General features: G+C 67.9%; 1 protein-coding gene. It reads left to right on the forward strand.

Translation table 11 applies throughout. The annotated features are described in order from the left end of the window. Nucleotides 1–884, forward strand: an 884-nt coding sequence (locus tag ACFXIV_RS48120) for an IS110 family transposase (RefSeq protein ID WP_379405986.1), incomplete at its 5' end; no start/stop codon positions are given. Between the last annotated feature and the right edge of the window lie 313 nt (nt 885–1,197).

A 1,197-nucleotide genomic window follows, 5' to 3' on the forward strand; every position in this document is an offset into this window, starting at 1 on the left:
CCCGCCCTGTTACCTCGACTTCGCCGACACAGCTTGACAACGACTCCAGCAGCCAAACTTCCCGGCATTGGGTCAAGACCGACGCTCGTGATGCCCTGCATCTGGCGCGGTTGCTGCGTCTGGGTGAAATCGTGGCGGTGGCGGTACCCACCGCGGACCAGGAAGCGGCCCGCGATCTGGTCCGCGCCCGCGAGGACGCGCGCGGTGATCTGATGCGGGCCCGGCACCGATTGTCGAAACTGCTTCTGCGCCGAGGGATCGTGTATTCCGGTGGGTCGGCCTGGACCGGCGCCCATGATCTCTGGTTGCGAAGCCAGCACTTCGAGCGGCCCGCGTTGCAGGCGGCCTTCGACTCCGACTACGAAGCGATGACGCTGACCAAGGCCCGCCGCGACCGGCTCGATACCGCCATCACCGCCATGGCCACCGACAGCGACTACACCCCGATGGTCCACCGGTTGGGGTGTCTGCGCGGCATCTCGACCCTGACCGGGTTCGCCCTGGCGGTCGAGATCGGCGACTGGCAACGGTTCACCGGCAAAACCATCGGCGCCTATCTGGGCTTGGTCCCCACCGAATACTCCTCCGGCGCCACCCGATCCCAGGGCTCGATCACCAAGACCGGCAACAGCCACGCCCGCCGCCTGCTGGTCGAAGCCGCCTGGCACCATCGCAAGACCTACCGAGCCCCCACCGCCACCATGGGCGCGCGCTGGGCGCTGGCCCCCGCCGCGGCCCGCGCCCGCGGGCACGCCGGCAACCACCGCCTGCACCACCGGTGGGAACAGTTCACCGCCCATCACAAACGCCCCGTGATCGCCAACGTCGCCATCGCCCGCGAACTCGCCGGCTGGTGCTGGTCACTGGCAATTCTCGACGGCTGAATACCTGGCCCCCAGACCGCGACCGAGCGGGGAAACTCCGGGTCGGCGTGCGGGACGACCCGCGCTACAGCTATGGGCAGCAACACCTTTCGCGTCGCGACGCCCGACCTCTAGACCAGCGGCACCGTCCCCATCGAAGAGTCGTCCTGCGGTAACCAACCCGCGCATATCAGTCTGACCACGCCGTCGCCAACCCACGACACGACCACGGACAGACCCCCGCTCGACCGCACACGAAAGCGGTCCCGGCAACCGCCGTTACCGGGACCGCTTTCACCTGCCACTTGACAGAACCCGCCTACATATCAGCTGT

The organism is Nocardia sp. NPDC059236 (assembly GCF_042754085.1).
In the GTDB taxonomy this organism is placed as follows: Bacteria; Actinomycetota; Actinomycetes; order Mycobacteriales; family Mycobacteriaceae; genus Nocardia.